Origin of the sequence: Streptomyces coeruleorubidus (assembly GCF_008705135.1) — a bacterium.
Classification (GTDB): domain Bacteria; phylum Actinomycetota; class Actinomycetes; order Streptomycetales; family Streptomycetaceae; genus Streptomyces; species Streptomyces coeruleofuscus.
This window is the reverse complement of the sequence record NZ_CP023694.1, coordinates 5,401,400-5,416,178: the sequence shown is the minus strand read 5'-3', so window position 1 is coordinate 5,416,178 and position 14,779 is coordinate 5,401,400. Positions and strand designations below refer to the sequence as shown.

General features: G+C 70.3%; 15 protein-coding genes. 7 read left to right on the top strand and 8 right to left on the bottom strand.

Going from position 1 to position 14,779, the window contains the following annotated elements:
* Positions 1-60: 60 nt before the first annotated feature.
* Entirely contained in the window at positions 61-747 is a 687-nt protein-coding gene (locus tag CP976_RS25080; protein WP_150482397.1) for a UbiX family flavin prenyltransferase, read from the bottom strand.
* 91 nt (positions 748-838) lie between these two features.
* On the opposite strand from CP976_RS25080, the gene CP976_RS25075 reads away from it, so the two are divergent.
* Positions 839-1,441, top strand: coding sequence for a rhomboid family intramembrane serine protease (locus tag CP976_RS25075; RefSeq protein ID WP_150482396.1), 603 nt, complete (start codon positions 839-841; stop codon positions 1,439-1,441).
* Here the strand turns inward: CP976_RS25075 and mqnP are convergent.
* Both mqnP and CP976_RS25065 read right to left on the bottom strand, forming a co-directional pair.
* Positions 1,431-2,333 carry a menaquinone biosynthesis prenyltransferase MqnP gene (gene mqnP, locus CP976_RS25070; RefSeq protein WP_086841274.1) on the bottom strand — a complete coding sequence of 301 codons (903 nt, stop codon included), beginning with the start codon at positions 2,331-2,333 and terminating at the stop codon, positions 1,431-1,433. The genes CP976_RS25075 and mqnP overlap by 11 nt on opposite strands.
* Positions 2,330-3,781 carry a menaquinone biosynthesis decarboxylase gene (locus CP976_RS25065; protein ID WP_150482395.1) on the bottom strand — a complete coding sequence of 484 codons (1,452 nt, stop codon included), beginning with the start codon at positions 3,779-3,781 and terminating at the stop codon, positions 2,330-2,332. The genes mqnP and CP976_RS25065 overlap by 4 nt, the downstream gene beginning before the upstream one ends.
* A 68-nt stretch (positions 3,782-3,849) precedes the next feature.
* Here CP976_RS25065 and CP976_RS25060 point away from each other — a divergent pair, with 68 nt between their 5' ends.
* The 3 genes from CP976_RS25060 (at position 3,850) to CP976_RS25050 (ending at position 5,193) form a co-directional block, all read left to right on the top strand.
* Entirely contained in the window at positions 3,850-4,152 is a 303-nt protein-coding gene (locus tag CP976_RS25060; protein WP_086841278.1) for a PLD nuclease N-terminal domain-containing protein, read from the top strand.
* Positions 4,153-4,243: 91 nt separating this feature from the next.
* Positions 4,244-4,849 carry a DUF6232 family protein gene (locus CP976_RS25055; protein ID WP_150482394.1) on the top strand — a complete coding sequence of 202 codons (606 nt, stop codon included), beginning with the start codon at positions 4,244-4,246 and terminating at the stop codon, positions 4,847-4,849.
* On the top strand, positions 4,846-5,193 hold the full coding sequence (locus tag CP976_RS25050) for a hypothetical protein (RefSeq protein ID WP_150482393.1): 348 nt from the start codon (positions 4,846-4,848) through the stop codon (positions 5,191-5,193). The genes CP976_RS25055 and CP976_RS25050 overlap by 4 nt, the downstream gene beginning before the upstream one ends.
* A 1-nt stretch (position 5,194) precedes the next feature.
* On the opposite strand, the gene CP976_RS43840 is transcribed toward CP976_RS25050, so the two are convergent.
* Both CP976_RS43840 and CP976_RS25040 read right to left on the bottom strand, forming a co-directional pair.
* Positions 5,195-5,308: a DUF397 domain-containing protein gene (locus tag CP976_RS43840; protein WP_229876238.1), complete on the bottom strand. Its 114-nt coding sequence runs from the start codon at positions 5,306-5,308 to the stop codon at positions 5,195-5,197.
* On the bottom strand, positions 5,256-6,215 hold the full coding sequence (locus CP976_RS25040; RefSeq protein ID WP_150482391.1) for a helix-turn-helix domain-containing protein: 960 nt from the start codon (positions 6,213-6,215) through the stop codon (positions 5,256-5,258). The genes CP976_RS43840 and CP976_RS25040 overlap by 53 nt, the downstream gene beginning before the upstream one ends.
* 105 nt (positions 6,216-6,320) lie before the next feature.
* Between CP976_RS25040 and CP976_RS44505 the strand changes: the two genes are divergently transcribed.
* Positions 6,321-6,926, top strand: a complete 606-nt coding sequence (locus tag CP976_RS44505; protein ID WP_150482390.1) for a DUF7848 domain-containing protein — start codon at positions 6,321-6,323, stop codon at positions 6,924-6,926.
* Positions 6,927-6,977: 51 nt separating this feature from the next.
* Here CP976_RS44505 and uvrA read toward each other — a convergent pair whose 3' ends face one another.
* The gene (gene uvrA, locus CP976_RS25030) at positions 6,978-9,482 is read right to left on the bottom strand and encodes an excinuclease ABC subunit UvrA (protein ID WP_150482389.1); all 2,505 of its coding nucleotides are present in this window, start codon (positions 9,480-9,482) and stop codon (positions 6,978-6,980) included.
* A gap of 81 nt (positions 9,483-9,563) precedes the next feature.
* On the opposite strand from uvrA, the gene CP976_RS25025 reads away from it, so the two are divergent.
* Both CP976_RS25025 and CP976_RS25020 read left to right on the top strand, forming a co-directional pair.
* Entirely contained in the window at positions 9,564-10,298 is a 735-nt protein-coding gene (locus CP976_RS25025) for a MerR family transcriptional regulator (protein WP_150482388.1), read from the top strand.
* A gap of 160 nt (positions 10,299-10,458) precedes the next feature.
* Entirely contained in the window at positions 10,459-11,856 is a 1,398-nt protein-coding gene (locus CP976_RS25020; protein ID WP_150482387.1) for a condensation domain-containing protein, read from the top strand.
* 102 nt (positions 11,857-11,958) lie between these two features.
* Here CP976_RS25020 and ccsB read toward each other — a convergent pair whose 3' ends face one another.
* Together ccsB and resB are read right to left on the bottom strand one after the other, a co-directional pair.
* Positions 11,959-13,038, bottom strand: coding sequence for a c-type cytochrome biogenesis protein CcsB (ccsB, locus tag CP976_RS25015; protein WP_150482386.1), 1,080 nt, complete (start codon positions 13,036-13,038; stop codon positions 11,959-11,961).
* Positions 13,035-14,777 (bottom strand): cytochrome c biogenesis protein ResB, encoded by a 1,743-nt coding sequence (gene resB, locus CP976_RS25010; RefSeq protein WP_150482385.1) that lies wholly within the window; start codon positions 14,775-14,777, stop codon positions 13,035-13,037. The genes ccsB and resB overlap by 4 nt, the downstream gene beginning before the upstream one ends.
* Positions 14,778-14,779: the final 2 nt, after the last annotated feature.

The window sequence follows — 14,779 nt, the reverse complement described above, 5'->3', positions numbered from 1 at the left end:
TGAAGTTGTCTGAAAAGTCTGTGGTTGTGATGACGTGCAGGTGCCGTGCAGGGGTGTGGCTCAGCCGGCGCGGTGTGATCCGCCGCCGAGCTCACCTTGCCAACGGCGGTAGAGCCCGTGCGGCACGCTCGCCGAGTCGAGTACGCGTCCGGCGACGAAGTCCACCAGGTCCTGGATGTGCGTCGCGCCCGCGTAGAAGGCGGGTGAGGCGGGTACGACGGTCGCGCCCGCGTCGTCGAGGGTGACCAGGTGCCGCAGGGTCTGGCCGTTCAGCGGGGTCTCGCGCACGGCCACGATCAGCTTGCGTCCCTCCTTCAGGGTCACGCTCGCCGCCCGCTGCAACAGGTCCTTCGACAGCCCGAGCGCGACCCCGGCCACGCTCGCGGTCGAGGCGGGCACGATCAGCATGCCCTTGGTGGGGTACGACCCCGAGGAGGGCCCGGCGGCCAGGTCGCCGGCGCTCCAGTGCCGTACGGCGTCGATGTCGACGGAGAAGGTGTCCGGCTTGCCGTCGGCGCCCCGGGACAGCCATTCCCGCAGGTCGTCCTGCCAGTGGGCGTCCCGGAAGGAGATCCCGGTCTCGTCGAGCAGGGTGAGCCGGGAGGCCCGGGACACCACGAGGTCGACGCTCTCACCGGCGGCGAGGAGCGCCCGCAGCACGGCAGCGGCATACGGGGTGCCGGAGGCACCGGACACCCCTACGATCCAAGGCGTACGCGGTGTCTCGCCTGGCTTGACTGGGTTCACAACACCGAGCCTATCCGGCGTCGCAGGGTGGGAACCGGCCAAGGGGGGCCGGGCGTTCCCCGGAGGGGACGAGCGAACACTGGGGGTCGCGATGTCGGGTGTGGGAGCCGGATGGTCACGCGGCGACCGTGCGATGGCCGCGGGCAAGCTGATGCTGGCCTGGGTGGCGCTGCTGTGGCTGCTGGAAGTGGTGGACGTGGCGAGCGGCCACGCGCTGGACGGCCTCGGCGTCACGCCGCGCACGCCGTCCGAGCTGGTCGACGTCGTCCCGTCGGCGTTCATCCACTTCGGCTTCGCCCATCTGGCCGCGAACACAGTGCCGCTGCTGGTCCTCGGCTTCCTCGCCGCGCTGGCGGGCCTGCGGCGTTTCCTGCTGGTCTGCGCGCTGATCGTGCTCGTCGACGGCCTGGGTGTCTGGCTCATAGCCCCGGCGCACACCAACACGGCGGGCGCGTCCGGCCTGATCTTCGGCCTCTTCGGCTTCCTCCTGGTCAGCGGCTTCGTCGAGCGCCGCCCCTGGGGAGTCCTGGCCGGCATCCTGATCGCCGCGATCTGGGGCGGCTCCATCCTGGCGGGCCTCGCCCCCACCCAGACGGGCGTCAGCTGGCAGGGCCACCTGCTGGGCCTGCTGGCGGGCGTGGCGGCGGCGTTCGTGTTCCGCCGCCGGGCCACGCCGCCCGCGCTCACACCGTGAGGCCACGCACCAGCAGGTCCAGCAGCGCACACACGAACAGGGCAATGCCGATGAAGCCGTTGACGCTGAAGAACGCCCTGTTGACCCGGGACAGGTCGTGGGGGCGGACGATGGTGTGCTCGTAGAGGAACGCGGCGGCGACGATCAGGAGGCCCAGCCAGAAGAAGGCGCCGGCGTCGGTGGCCAGGGCGTACCAGACGAACAGGGCCGTCGTGAGGGTGTGGCAGACCCGGGCGCCCCAGATCGCCGCCGGGATGCCGAAGCGGGCCGGGACGGACATGACGCCGATCTCGCGGTCCGTCTCGACGTCCTGGCAGGCGTAGATCAGGTCGAAGCCGCCGATCCAGATGCCGACGGCGAGACCGAGGATCACCGCGTCCCAGGACCAGGAACCCGTGACCGCCAGCCAGCCGCCGACCGGGCCCATCGCCTGGGCCAGGCCCAGGATGGCCTGCGGGAAGTTCGTGAACCGCTTGCCGTACGGGTAGACCACCATCGGGATCACCGCGATGGGCGCCAGCGCCAGGCACAGCGGGTTGAGCAGGGCCGCCGCGCCGAGGAAGACGACGAGGGCGATCAGGGCCCCCGTCCACGCGTGCCGGACCGACATCGCGCCGGTCACCAGTTCGCGGTGCGCCGTGCGCGGGTTCCGCGCGTCGATCTCGCGGTCGATGATCCGGTTGACCGCCATCGCGAACGTGCGCAGGCCGACCATGCAGACGGTGACCAGCAGCAGCCGGCCCCAGTGGACGTTCTTGTCCCACTGGTACATGGCGGTCAGCGTGGCGATGTAGGCGAAGGGCAGCGCGAAGACCGAGTGCTCGATCATCACCAGCCGGAGGAACGCCTTGGTGCGTCCCGGCTGGGGGATCGCGGCGGATGCGGAGGTCACAGGCCGTACTCCTTCCAGCGGCGGTCCACCTTCGCCGCGGTCTCCGGATCGGACTCCACCATGTCGGGCCAGCCGCCGTCGCGCGTGTAGCCCTCCTCGGGCCACTTCTTCGTCGCGTCGATACCGGCCTTGCCGCCCCAGAACTGCTGGTAGGACGCGTGGTCGAGGTGGTCGACGGGTCCCTCGACGACGCTGAGGTCGCGGGCGTAGTCCGTGTTGCCGAGCGCCCGCCAGGCGACCTCGTGCAGGTCGTGGACGTCGCAGTCGGAGTCGACGACCACGATGAGCTTGGTCAGCGACATCATGTGCGCGCCCCAGATCGCGTGCATGACCTTCTGCGCGTGCTTCGGGTACTTCTTGTCGATCGAGACGATCGCGCAGTTGTGGAAACCGCCCGCCTCCGGCAGGTGGTAGTCCACGATGTCCGGCACGATGATCTTCAGCAGCGGCAGGAAGAAGCGTTCCGTCGCACGACCGAGCGGCCCGTCCTCCGTCGGAGGCCTGCCGACGACGATCGACTGAAGCAGCGGCCGCTTCCGCATCGTCACGCAGTCGATCTTCAGGGCGGGGAAGGGCTCCTGCGGCGTGTAGAAGCCGGTGTGGTCGCCGAACGGCCCCTCGGGCAGCATCTCGCCCGGCTCCAGCCAGCCTTCGATGACGACCTCCGCCTGCGCGGGCACCTGGAGCGGCACGGTCTTGCAGTCGACCATCTCGATCCGCTTGCCCGCGAGGAACCCGGCGAAGAGGTACTCGTCGATGTCGCCGGGCAGCGGGGCGGTGGAGGCGTACGTGACGGCGGGCGGGCACCCGAAGGCGATGGCGACGGGCAGCCGCTCCCCGCGCCGGGCCGCGACCTGGTAGTGGTTGCGGCTGTCCTTGTGGATCTGCCAGTGCATGCCGATCGTGCGCTTGTCGTGGCGCTGGAGGCGGTACAGCCCGAGGTTGCGGATGCCGCTCTCCGGGTCCTTGGTGTGGGTGAGCCCCAGGTTGAAGAAGGAGCCGCCGTCCTTCGGCCACGTGAACAGGGCGGGCAACTGCTCCAGGTCCACGTCGTCCCCGGTCAGGACGACCTCCTGCACCGGACCGTCCTTCACCTTCTTCGGCGGCACGTGCGTCATCGCGCCGAGCTTCCCGAAGGCCTCGCGCACGCCGACGAACCCGTGCGGCAGCTCGGGCTTCAGCAGCCCGCCGATCCGCTCCGAGATCTCGGCGTACGACTTCAGGCCCAGCGCCTTCAGCAGGCGCCGGTCCGTGCCGTACACGTTCATCGCGAGCGGCATGCCCGACCCGCGCACGTTCTCGAAGAGCAGCGCGGGACCGCCGGCCTTCTGCACCCGGTCGACGATCTCCCCGACCTCCAGATACGGGTCCACCTCGGCCTTGATGCGCTTGAGGTCGCCCTCGCGCTCCAGAGCCCTGAGCAGGGAGCGAAGATCGTCGTAAGCCATGCGGTCCAGTATCCCCGAGCCGCTACCCTGGCCCTGAACCGCCCACCCGCTTTGCTGAGAGGCCGCGCATGCTCCGGGTACTGATGTTCCTCGTACCGCTGGCGCTGAGCGTGTACGCGTTCATCGACTGCATCAGCACGAAGGACGACGACATCCGTCACATGCCCAAGCCGCTGTGGGCGATCCTCGTGCTGCTGTTCCCGCTCGTCGGCTCGATCTCCTGGCTCATCGCCGGCAAGAAGCGGAGCGCGGTCGCCGGCGGCGGCCGTCCCCGTCCCCGGCAGTGGGTCGCGCCCGACGACAACCCCGACTTCCTGAAGTCCCTCGACGAGGAGAAGCGGGACGACGATCCCAAGCGGGACGAGTCCTGAAACGAGTTGCCCTCGGGCAACGCATGGTCGTCAATGGTGTTCGGACAGTTACGGCTGTCACTCAGAACCCGTCGGCCCTCAGAAGGACTTCATGGAGATCCAGCAGCCGCCTGGGCAGTGGGACGTCCCGCCCCCGCCCGCCACTCCGCCCCAGGCCATGACCGACATCGAACTGCGCGTCAGCAAGCGGCTGTTATGGGTCGGCGGCGCGGCCTACCCGCTGCGGAACATCGCGCGGGTGTACACCTTCACCCTCCACCCGAGACGCAAGGAGGCGGTCATCCGCTTCCTGGCACGCACGGGGATCACCCTTGCCGTGGCCATCGGCCTGTCGATCATCGGCAGCGTGACGTTCCTCGCGAGCGAGTCCACGGGCAGCGGCCTCCTCACCTTCGTGTGGCTCGGCTCCGGCGCGGCGCTGATCTACTTCCTCGTGGACATGCTCTCCGTCGTCACCGCCCAGTCGCACTACGTCCTCGCCATCGAGACGGCCGGCCCCTCCACCGCGATGGTGACCAGCCGGAACCCGCAGCACCTGGACCAGCTCGTGGGCTACGTCGCCGGCGCGCTGGAGAACCCGGACACCGAGTTCCATGTGACGGTCGAGCGTCTCACCATCAGCTCGCCCAACAACTACTACTTCGGCGACAACGTGAACATGTACGGCGGCAACGGCAACGTGGGGATGGCGAAATGAGCGGCGACAACTACTACTACGGCGACAACGTCACCATGCACGGCGGCAGCGGCAACACGGGCATCGTGAAGAACGGGGCGGCCGGCGACGCCATGGATCCCACCCTGCGGCTGGCCATCGCCGAACTGCTCCAGGGCGTCCGCGAGTTGCGCGACCAGCTTCCGCAGCCCAGCGCGCAGCTCATCGACGAGTCCCTGCCGGTGCTGTCGGCTGAAGCCGCGCCCCCCGAGGAACGGCACCGTGCGCTGATGGCTGTCGCCGCGATCGCCGCGGCCGTCGGGGCCGTGGGCCAGCCGGTGGCGGAGGCGGCGAACCGGATCCTGCAGATGCTGAGCGGGCAGTAGTTCAGCGCACGCCGGAGAGGAAAGCGGACCAGGCGGACCGGGTGACGAGCAGGACCGGTCCGTCAGGGTTCTTGCTGTCGCGGATGGGGACGGTGTCGGGGAAACCGGGGGCTATTTCCACGCAGTTGCCGCCGTTGTCGTCGCTGTGGCTGCTCTTCATCCATTGCGCCGCGCAGAGCTCGTACCGGTCCATGATGCTCGTACCCCTCCATCGCGTCGCTGATCAGGGCGGCGGATTCGCGGGCTGACGGGATGTCGGCCCTGAGCACATCATAGGTCTGGGAATGCCGCTGGTAGACGGCCGGATCGTTGTTGAAGTGGCCACGGTCCAGGGACTCCGAGTACACCCATCGCTCGTCAGCCAGTTCGATCAGCGACATGGATCCTCGGGGCCGGACGAGCCCGAAAGCGTCTGACGGGGCCACCTGGACACGGACGTTCCGGCGCTGCCCGACCGCCAGCAGGTGCGCGCACTGCTCGCGCATGATCTCCGGGCTGCCCACACCGTTGCGCAGGCAGCTCTCGTCGAGGATGACGACGTACAGCGGACCGCCGTCGGCCAGGAAGCGTTGCTGTCGGCTCAGACGAACCCGGACGCGTGAGTCCACCTCGTCGGCATCCGCACCACGGCGGCTGAACAGCGCACGCGCGTAGTCCGCTGTCTGCAACAGGCCCGGAACCACTCGCTCCTGGTACTCCCGCAGGGCGACGGCCACCTCATCCATCTCAGCCCGCCGCCGAAACCAGTCAGGATGCTCCACCTGCGGATACCAGTCGATCCGCCCCCACAACCGCAGCAACACCCCACCCGTGCCAAGAAGTTCGTCGCACTTCTTCGCGAAAGCCTCCTGCGGAACCCTCGTGCCCGCCTCCACCCGCGCCACGTGCGAGCGGTCGCACGGGATCTGCCGCGCCAGACCCTCCTGCGTGAGCAGCGCCGCCTCGCGGAAATGCCGCAGCACCTCGCCGAACACGGCCGCCGTGCTCGCCCCCGACTCCGCCCCGCCGTTCCGTCGGCTCACGGCCTCCCCCTCCGTGACAGTGCACCGGTGTCACACGCCAAGCATTGAACCGGACTGTTCCCCTGCGCAACGCTCGGTACACCCAGAGTTACGGAGGTGCACGGGATGGAACCGGGAACGCTCGTCTACGACCCTGCGACGGGCAAGGTCGGCGAGTATCAGGACAACACCGGCCCGTATGTGATGCTGCGCCCGGCCGGCGGCGGCCGGGAGTGGCAGGCGGACCCGGCGCGGATCCGGGTGGCGACCCTGGAGGAACGGCTCAGGGCGGGCGTACGCGCGGCCAACGACCGTTCCAGGGAAGGGCTGTCACCCGATCCGAACCGGCCCCCCGTACCCGTGTCCGGGTGCGCGGCGTGCGAGGAGCTGGCCGTCCGCCGGGACCAGGCACGGGCCGCCTTCGACGGGAGTGCCGTGACGGACGCGAACGTGCTGCTGCGCCAGCACCAGCGCAAGGAGCACGGTGGGGAACCGGCAGGGCGCCGGATCTTCCGGTACGTCCCGTACTCGATCGTGCAGGACGCTTCGGCCCTCCCGGAGTACCAGGCGTACTGCGTCTCGGGAGAGGTCGAGGACTGCGGGGCGACCTCGGGCCCGCGCCCGTCCCCGGCCGAGGTGGAGGAGTGGCAGCGCAGGCACACCCAGGAGACCCGGCACCTGCGCTACCGCCGCAGCTTCGCCGACTACGCGGTGCTGGAGAGGCAGGGCTGACGGGGCACGACGCCGCCGAGGAAGCGGGCGAACCCGAGAGCCCGGCGCAGGTCACCCTGCCAGAAACCCACCTGTCCGAGACGCCCGCACGGCCGCCACCTCCTGCGGGGTCCCCTCGGCCACCACCCGGCCCCCGCCGGCCCCGCCGACCGGCCCGAGGTCGATCAGCCAGTCCGACGCCCGCATGACGTCGACGTTGTGCTCGATGGTGATGACGGAGTGCCCCGCGTCCACCAGCCGCTGGAGCACGTCCAACAGCCGTGCCGAGTCCGCCGCGTGCAGGCCGGTCGTCGGCTCGTCGAGGACGTAGAGCGTGCGGTCGGCCGCCCGGCGCCCCAGTTCCTTCGCGAGTTTCAGGCGCTGCGCCTCGCCTCCGGACAGTGTGGGCGCGGGCTGGCCCAGCGGGAGGTAGCCGAGGCCGACGTCCGCCATGCGCCGCAACCGGCCGGCCACGGCGGGCACGTCCCGGAACACCTCGAGCGCCTCGTCCACCGTCGCCTCCAGCACCTCCGCGATGTCGTGCCCCTGGTACCGCACCGCCAGCACCTCCGGCCGGAAGCGGCGGCCCCGGCACCCCGGGCAGCGCACCTCCACGGCCGGGAGGAAGTGCATGCGTACCGTGAGCACGCCCGCGCCCTCGCAACGTTCGCAGCGTCCGCCCGGCACGTTGAAGGAGAACCGGCCTGCCGTCAGGCGTCCTTCGCTGCTCGCGGCGAAGACCTCGCGGATCGGTGTGAAGACGTCCGAGTAGGTCGCGGCGTTGGAGCGTGGGACGCGGCTGATCGGCTCCTGGTCGATGAGGACCGCCTTGGACAGGTGCTCCCAGCCGTCGATGCCGTCGTGTTCGGCGGGGAGTTCCCCCGCCCCGTGGAAGTGGCGGCGGGCGGCGCGGCCCAGGATGTCCAGCAGCAGCGTCGACTTGCCCGAGCCGGACGGGCCCGTGACCGTCACCAGGCGGTTCAGCGGGATCCGTACGGTCACGTCCTTGAGGTTGTGGGCCCGGGCCCCGCGGATCACGACCGCCGTGCCGTTGCCGCCGCGGTCCCGGGACTCGGGGGCGGGCAGCCGGCCCGACAGATACGCGCCGGTCACCGAGCCTTCGGCCCGGCCCACCTCCTGCGGCGTCCCGGCCGCCACGATCCGTCCGCCGTTGCGGCCCGCCCCCGGGCCGACGTCCACCACGTGGTCCGCCGCCCGCAGCACGTCCAGGTCGTGCTCGACCACCAGCACGGTGTTGCCCAGGTCGCGCAGGCGGCGCAGGACGCCGATCAGGCGGGCGGTGTCCGAGGGGTGCAGTCCGATGGTCGGCTCGTCGAGGACGTAGAGCACGCCGGTCAGGCCGGAGCCGAGCAGGGCGGCCAGCCGCAGCCGCTGGGTCTCCCCGGCGGAGAGGCTCGGCGTGGACTGCTCCAGGCTGAGGTAGCCGACCCCGACGTCGACCAGGCGCCGTACCCGCTCCTCCAGGTCGGCGACGACCGGCTCCACGAGCAGCCACTCGTCCCCGGCCGACCGCTCCTTCAGGGCGGCCAGCCAGCCGTCGAGTTCGGTGAGCGGCAGCCGTGCCGCCTCGACGATCGTCAGTCCGTGCACGGTCACCGCACGGCTCTCCGGCCGCAGCCGGGTGCCCTCGCACTCCCCGCAGGGCTGCTTCACCAGGCCCTGTTTCTCGGCCCGTTCGCGGTACTCGGGGTCGTGGGCGCGCTCGGTGTAGCGCCGCAGCAGCGCTGTGGCGACCCCTTCGAAGCGGCCCGTCGCCACGGTCGCCGGCGCCTCGACCGACGGGAAGTGCCGCCGGAACTCCGGGCTTTCGACGCCGTACACCAGCAAGTCGCGCTGCTGCTCGCCCAGTTCACCGACCGGGAGGTCCGGGTCGAAGGTGAAGCCGTAGTGGCGGGAGGCTGCCCGCAGCGCGGTGAGGTTCCACTCGGTGAGCTTCGGGTTCCAGCCCCGTACCGCACCCTGGGACAGTGAGCGGGAGCCGTCGACCAGTCGCCGTACGTCGGGGCGGATGACCTCGCCCAGGCCGGTGCAGGACGGGCAGGCGCCCGCGGGCTTGTTGAAGGAGAAGGAGCCCATCACCAGCTCGGGCACGAGGGTGCCGCAGTGCGGGCAGGGGGTCTGCTCCCCCTCGGCGTCGTCGTCGGCCGTGGTGTCGGCCTCCGCCTCGTTGGCGTACGACGGCGGGATGCTCTTGCCGCACCCGGGGCAGGGGCGGGTCCCGATCCGCGACCACAGCAGCCGCAGGTACGTGAACACCTCGGTGACCGTGCCGACCGTAGAGCGCGGGCTGCGGTTGGTGAGGTGCTGGTCGACGCTGATGGACGGGGACAGGCCGCTGATCGAGTCGACGGCGGGTTTGCTGACGAATCCGGTGACCATGCCCAGCGACTCCAGGTACTGCCGCTGGCCCTCCCGGTGGAGGGTGTCGAAGGCGAGCGTGGACTTGCCGGAGCCGGACAGGCCGGTCAGGACGACCAGCTTGTTCTTCGGCAGGGAGAGGGAGACGTTCCTGAGGTTGTGGAGGCGGGCGCCGGTGACCCGGATGCTGTTGTCCATTCCTTCAAGTCTTCCATTGAAGTGCGGTGTTGAGACTTTTCAGGCATCAGCAATGGTTCTCCTGCCGTAACCTTCAAATCGATGACCAACGAACGCCGACTCCGCCCCGTCGACCTCGCCCGGCTGGCCGGTGTCTCGACGCAGCAGATCCGCAACTACGAGGACGCCGGGGTGCTGCCGCCCGCCGCGCGGACCGCGTCCGGCTACCGCGTCTTCGGGGACGTGCACCGCGCCGCGCTGCTGGCGTACCGGGCCCTGATGCGGGGGTACGGGCCCGTGAAGGCGACGGAGATCATGCGGTCCCTGCACGACGGGGACGTCCCGGGCGCGCTCGCGCTGGTCGACGCCGCGCATGCCGCCCTGCACGAGGAGCGGGTCTCCCTGCGGGCCGCGAGCCAGGCCCTGGAGCTGCTGGCGGCCCAGCCGCCCGCCCCGCTGCCACGGTCCGGCGGGCTGCGCATCGGGGAGGTGGCCGCGCTGCTGGGCGTACGGACGTCCGCGCTGCGGGTGTGGGAGGGGGCCGGGCTGCTCACGCCGGGGCGCGAGCGCGGCACGGGGTACCGCGTCTACGAACCCGCCGATGTGCGCGACGCCCGGCTCGTGCACACGCTGCGCCGCAGTCACTATCTCTTCGACCAGATCCGTCCGGTGCTGGAGGGCCTGCGGCGGGAGGGCAGCAGCGAGGCGCTGCGGGCGGCCGTCGCGGCGCGCGGGGAGGCGCTGACGGCTCGGAGCAGGGCCATGACCGGGGGCGCGGCTGCCCTCCACGCCTATCTGGAGGTCAGCGCGGGTGGGCCGGGACCCTCAGCCAGGTGATGACGGCCACCCGGCGTCAACCGAGCGCACCGGCCAGGGCTCGCATCGCCGTTCGAGATGCCATCCGATCCATTGAAAAAACGCCGACACCGGGTGTCGCCGTTAGCTGGTTCGCCATTCCTTTGGTCGGGTCTATCCCACCTGCGAACGGAGACCCCCTGTGCGAATGACTGATATCCAGCGCTGCGAGGTCCGACCTGGGCGACTCTTCGAATGGACACTCAGTCCGGCGACTGTCGCAACGGCGAAGGCTTTGCCCGAGGACTCCAGGCCGCCGGCGTACATCCAGGAGTCGCACATCCGGACGGCGCGGTCCGTCCGGGAGGACGGACTGTTCGTGCCGACCTGGCTGGGCGCGGCGTTCGACATCCCGGGACGGGCCGACCTGGACGCGCTGGGCGAGGCGCTGCGCAGCTGGACGCTGCGGCACGAGACCCTGCGCAGCGGTTTCCGCTGGGCGGGTGGGCCCGGCGACTCGATCCGCCGCTTCACACTGGACCCCTCCTCGGTGTCCCTGCACCGCGAGGACGTCGGCGACTTCGACGACGCGGCGGCCCTGGCCCAGCACCTCCAGGACCGCTTCGACACCACGGCGGACGCCCTGCGCTGGCCCAACCTCATCTACACGGCGGTCGTCCGGGACGACTGCACCAGCGTGTACATGGCCTTCGACCACAGCAACGTCGACGCCTACTCCATCCACCGCATCCCCGCCGAGATCCACGAGCTGTACGAGGCCGGGGTCGCGGGCCGTGCCGAGGGGCCGGAGCCGGTGAGCAGTTACGTCGACTTCTGCGAGGCCGAGCGGGCGGACGCCGACCGCATCGACGCGGATCACGACATCGTCTCCCGCTGGCGGGAGTTCATCCGGCGTTGCGGCGGACGGCTGCCGAGCTTCCCCGTGGACCTCGGCGTGGATCCCGGGGGCGAACTGCCCACGCAGAAGTTCATGCGCGAGATGATGGTGGACGCGGATGCCGCCGCCGCGTTCGAGTCGTACTGCCGCCCGTACGGCGGGAGCCTGGTCGGTGTCCTCGCGGCCACCGCCCTGATCGTCCACGAGATCGGCGGCGAGCCCGTCTACCGCACGGTCGTGCCGTTCCACACGCGGGTGAAGTCCCAGTGGTCGCAGTCGGTCGGCTGGTACGTGGGCGGCGCCCCGATCGAGATCCCCATGTCCGAAGCCACCGACTTCCCGAGCGTCCTGCGCACCGTACGCGCCGCGCTCCAGGCCAACCGCCGGCTGGCCCGCATCCCCCTCGCCCGGGTACTCCACCTCCTCGGCACCGACTTCCGCCCGACGTCCCCCGACCTGTACTCGATCGTCTCGTTCGTCGACACGCGCGGTATCCCCGGCTCCGACGACTGGGCGGACCGGAAGGCGTACGGGCTGCTCAGGGTGTCCTACGGCGACCAGGTCTGCGCCTGGATCACCCGCCTCCACGAGGGTCTGTGGTTCGCCGGCCGCTATCCGGACACGGACGTCGCGCACAAGAACATGCGGCTGTACGCCGAGCGGCTGGGGGATCTGATCACCTCGGTCGCCGATCCGGCCTGACCGTGCCCGGCTGGTGCTGCTGACGTCGCTCGCTCACGAGCGGCAGGCAAAAGGCCGGTTCCCGTGACTCAGGTCGCGGGAACCGGCCTTCGCCGGTACGGGCTAGACGCCCGCGTACGAGTGCTTGCCGGAGACGAAGATGTTCACGCCGTAGTAGTTGAACAGCCAGCAGCCGAAGGCGACGAGCGCCAGGTAGGCGGCCTTGCGGCCCTTCCAGCCGGCGGTGGCGCGGGCGTGCAGGTAGCAGGCGTAGGCGACCCAGGTGATGAAGGACCAGGTCTCCTTCGGGTCCCAGCCCCAGTAGCGGCCCCAGGCGTCGCCGGCCCAGATGGCGCCCGCGATGATCGTGAACGTCCACAGCGGGAAGACGGCCGCGTTGACGCGGTAGGAGAACTTGTCGAGGGAGGCGGAGGACGGCAGCCGCTCCAGGACGGACGTCGCGAAGGTGCCGGGCGTGCCGCCGCTCGCGAGCTTGTTCTCGTAGGAGTCCTTGAAGAGGTACAGGATCGTGCCGACCGCGCCGACGTAGAAGACCGCGCCGCAGAAGATCGCCGTGGAGACGTGGATGTACAGCCAGTACGAGTGCAGGGCCGGAACCAGCTGGTCGCTGGCGGTGTAGAGGACCGTGACCGCGAGGCCCAGGTCCAGCAGGACCGAGGTGATCAGGAACAGGCCGAGCCAGCGCACGTTCTTCTTCAGCGCCAGCAGCCCGAGGTACACGCCGACGGCGACCGTGGAGAACGTGATGTTGAACTCGTACATGTTGCCCCACGGCGCCCGCTCCACCGAGGCCGCGCGGGCGACGACGCCGCCCAGCTCGATCAGGAAGGCGAGCACGGTGAGGGAGATGGCGATGCGGCCGTACAGGTCGCCCTGTTCGTCACCGCCGTGCGCCCCGGGACCGTCCGGCACGTCCCGCTGACCGCTCGCGGCCCGCACGGTGACCTTCGGCCGCTCCAGGACGGCGGTGCCGCCCGCCTTGTTCACGGTGACGGCGGGCGCCTTCTTCGCCTCCGGCTCGCTGGTGAGCGCGGCGGCGGTCCGGGCGACCTTGCTGCGGCTGCCGAAGAGCCATTCGGCGATGTACGCGAAGAACGCCAGGGTGTAGACGGCCATCGCGGAGTAGATCAGCACATTGCTGATGTTCGCGAGGTTTTCGTTGGTGGCGGCGGCGAGAGTCACTTCTCAGCCCCTTCGGCAGGTACGGGGGTTTCGGTACCCGGCTCCTGGTCGGTGTCGGGGGAATCTGCGGGGTCGTCCGGGCCGGACGCGGCCGGCGCCTCGTCGTAGAGGATCCCGGCGAGGTCGCCGAGCTCCTCGGGGACCTTGGCGGACTCGCTGCGGCCGAGGCCGGCCATCTCCACGACGGTGACGCCGTCGGCGCCCTTGACCGCGCGGACCCAGACGCGGCGGCGCTGGATGAACAGGGAGGCGGCGAGGCCGCCGATGGCCGCGAGGGCCCCGGCGAGGGCCCAGCCGCCGCCGGGCTCCTGGACGACCTGGAAGCCGGCCCACTCCTTGATGTCCTTGCCGAAGGTGACCGAACCGGCGCCGTTGGGGAGCGTCATGGTCTCGCCGGGCTTCAGCAGCTTCTTGAACAGCTTGCCCTGGGAGTCCTTGAACTCCTTCATGTTGGTCTTGTCCATCTGGTACACGCTCTGCGGGATGCCGGAGTCGGCCCCCAGGTCGCCGTGGTAGGCGGACAGCGCGAGCACCGGGGAGTCCAGCGCGGGGAACTGCGACAGCATCGTGCCGCTGGCGGAGCCGCCGAAGGTCGGCACGAAGAACGCGTTGAATCCGAGCTGTTCCTTCTTGCCCTCGGCGTTGCGGTAGCCGTCGAGGACCTTGACGACGCCGGAGGAGGTGACGTTGGCGTCGAGCGGGAGCAGGGGTACGGCGTCGTCGAAGACGACGTTGCCCTTGGCGTCGCGGACGGTGATGACCGGGGCGTAGCCGTGGCTGACGAGGTAGACCTTGGAGTCGCCGATCTCCAGGGGGTGGTTGACCTTGACGGTGGTCTTCTGGTCCTTGCCGTAGGGACCGTCGCTGTAGGTGAGGTCGGCCTGGTAGACGCGCGGGGTGCCCTTGTTGGGGCCGCTGCGCTCGTAGGTGCCGGTGAACTTCTTCAGGTTGAAGCTGAACGGCACCAGGTCGTCCGACGTGAAGAGGTTGCCGGACTTGAAGTCGTCGTACTGGGTGAGGGTGTTGGAGAAGCCGTCGCCCTCGACGATCAGTTTGTTGCCCTCGGACTTGTAGAGCTGGCCCCAGGCGAAGGCGATCAGCAGCACGATGAGGGCGATGTGGAAGACGAGGTTGCCCAGCTCGCGCAGGTAGCCCTTCTCGGCGGCGACGGCGTCACCGGCGAGGTGGGCGCGGAACCGGCGCTTCTTCAGCAGGGCCAGGGCGGCGCTGTGGATCTGCTCGGGTTCGGCCGTGGTGCGCCAGGTGGTGTGGGCGGGCAGCCGGTTCAGCCGGCTGGGGGCGCGCGGCGGGCGGCCGCGAAGCTGGCCCACGAACTGCCAGGTGCGGGGGACGATGCAGCCGATGAGGGAGATGAACAGCAGGATGTAGACCGCGGAGAACCACACCGAGCTGTAGACGTGGAACAGGCCGAGCTTGTCGTAGACGTCCCCGAGGGTCGGGTTGGCCTTGCGGAAGTCGGCGACCTTCGTCTCGTCCTGGCCGGACTGCGGGATGAGCGAGCCGGGGATCGCGCCGAGGGAGAGCAGCAGGAGCAGCAGCAGCGCGACCCGCATGGAGGTGAGCTGCCGCCAGAACCAGCGGGCCCAGCCGATGACGCCCAGGGAGGGCAGGTTGGGCGCGTCCTCCGTGGGGGCGGTGGACAGCTGGGAGCCGGCGTCGCCCAGCTCCTGGTTCTCGGCGGCGGTCGGGGCCGGGTCGGAGGCGGTGGTCTTGCTCATCG

Excerpts from the sequence above, each read along its gene's own strand:
- CP976_RS25075 (WP_150482396.1), top strand. The coding sequence starts at position 839 with ATGTCGGGTGTGGGAGCCGGATGGTCACGCGGCGACCGTGCGATGGCC.
- CP976_RS25065 (WP_150482395.1), bottom strand. The coding sequence starts at position 3,781 with ATGGCTTACGACGATCTTCGCTCCCTGCTCAGGGCTCTGGAGCGCGAG.
- CP976_RS25060 (WP_086841278.1), top strand. The coding sequence starts at position 3,850 with ATGCTCCGGGTACTGATGTTCCTCGTACCGCTGGCGCTGAGCGTGTAC.
- CP976_RS25055 (WP_150482394.1), top strand. The coding sequence starts at position 4,244 with ATGGAGATCCAGCAGCCGCCTGGGCAGTGGGACGTCCCGCCCCCGCCC.
- CP976_RS25050 (WP_150482393.1), top strand. The coding sequence starts at position 4,846 with ATGAGCGGCGACAACTACTACTACGGCGACAACGTCACCATGCACGGC.
- CP976_RS44505 (WP_150482390.1), top strand. The coding sequence starts at position 6,321 with ATGGAACCGGGAACGCTCGTCTACGACCCTGCGACGGGCAAGGTCGGC.
- uvrA (WP_150482389.1), bottom strand. The coding sequence starts at position 9,482 with ATGGACAACAGCATCCGGGTCACCGGCGCCCGCCTCCACAACCTCAGG.
- CP976_RS25025 (WP_150482388.1), top strand. The coding sequence starts at position 9,564 with ATGACCAACGAACGCCGACTCCGCCCCGTCGACCTCGCCCGGCTGGCC.
- resB (WP_150482385.1), bottom strand. The coding sequence starts at position 14,777 with ATGAGCAAGACCACCGCCTCCGACCCGGCCCCGACCGCCGCCGAGAAC.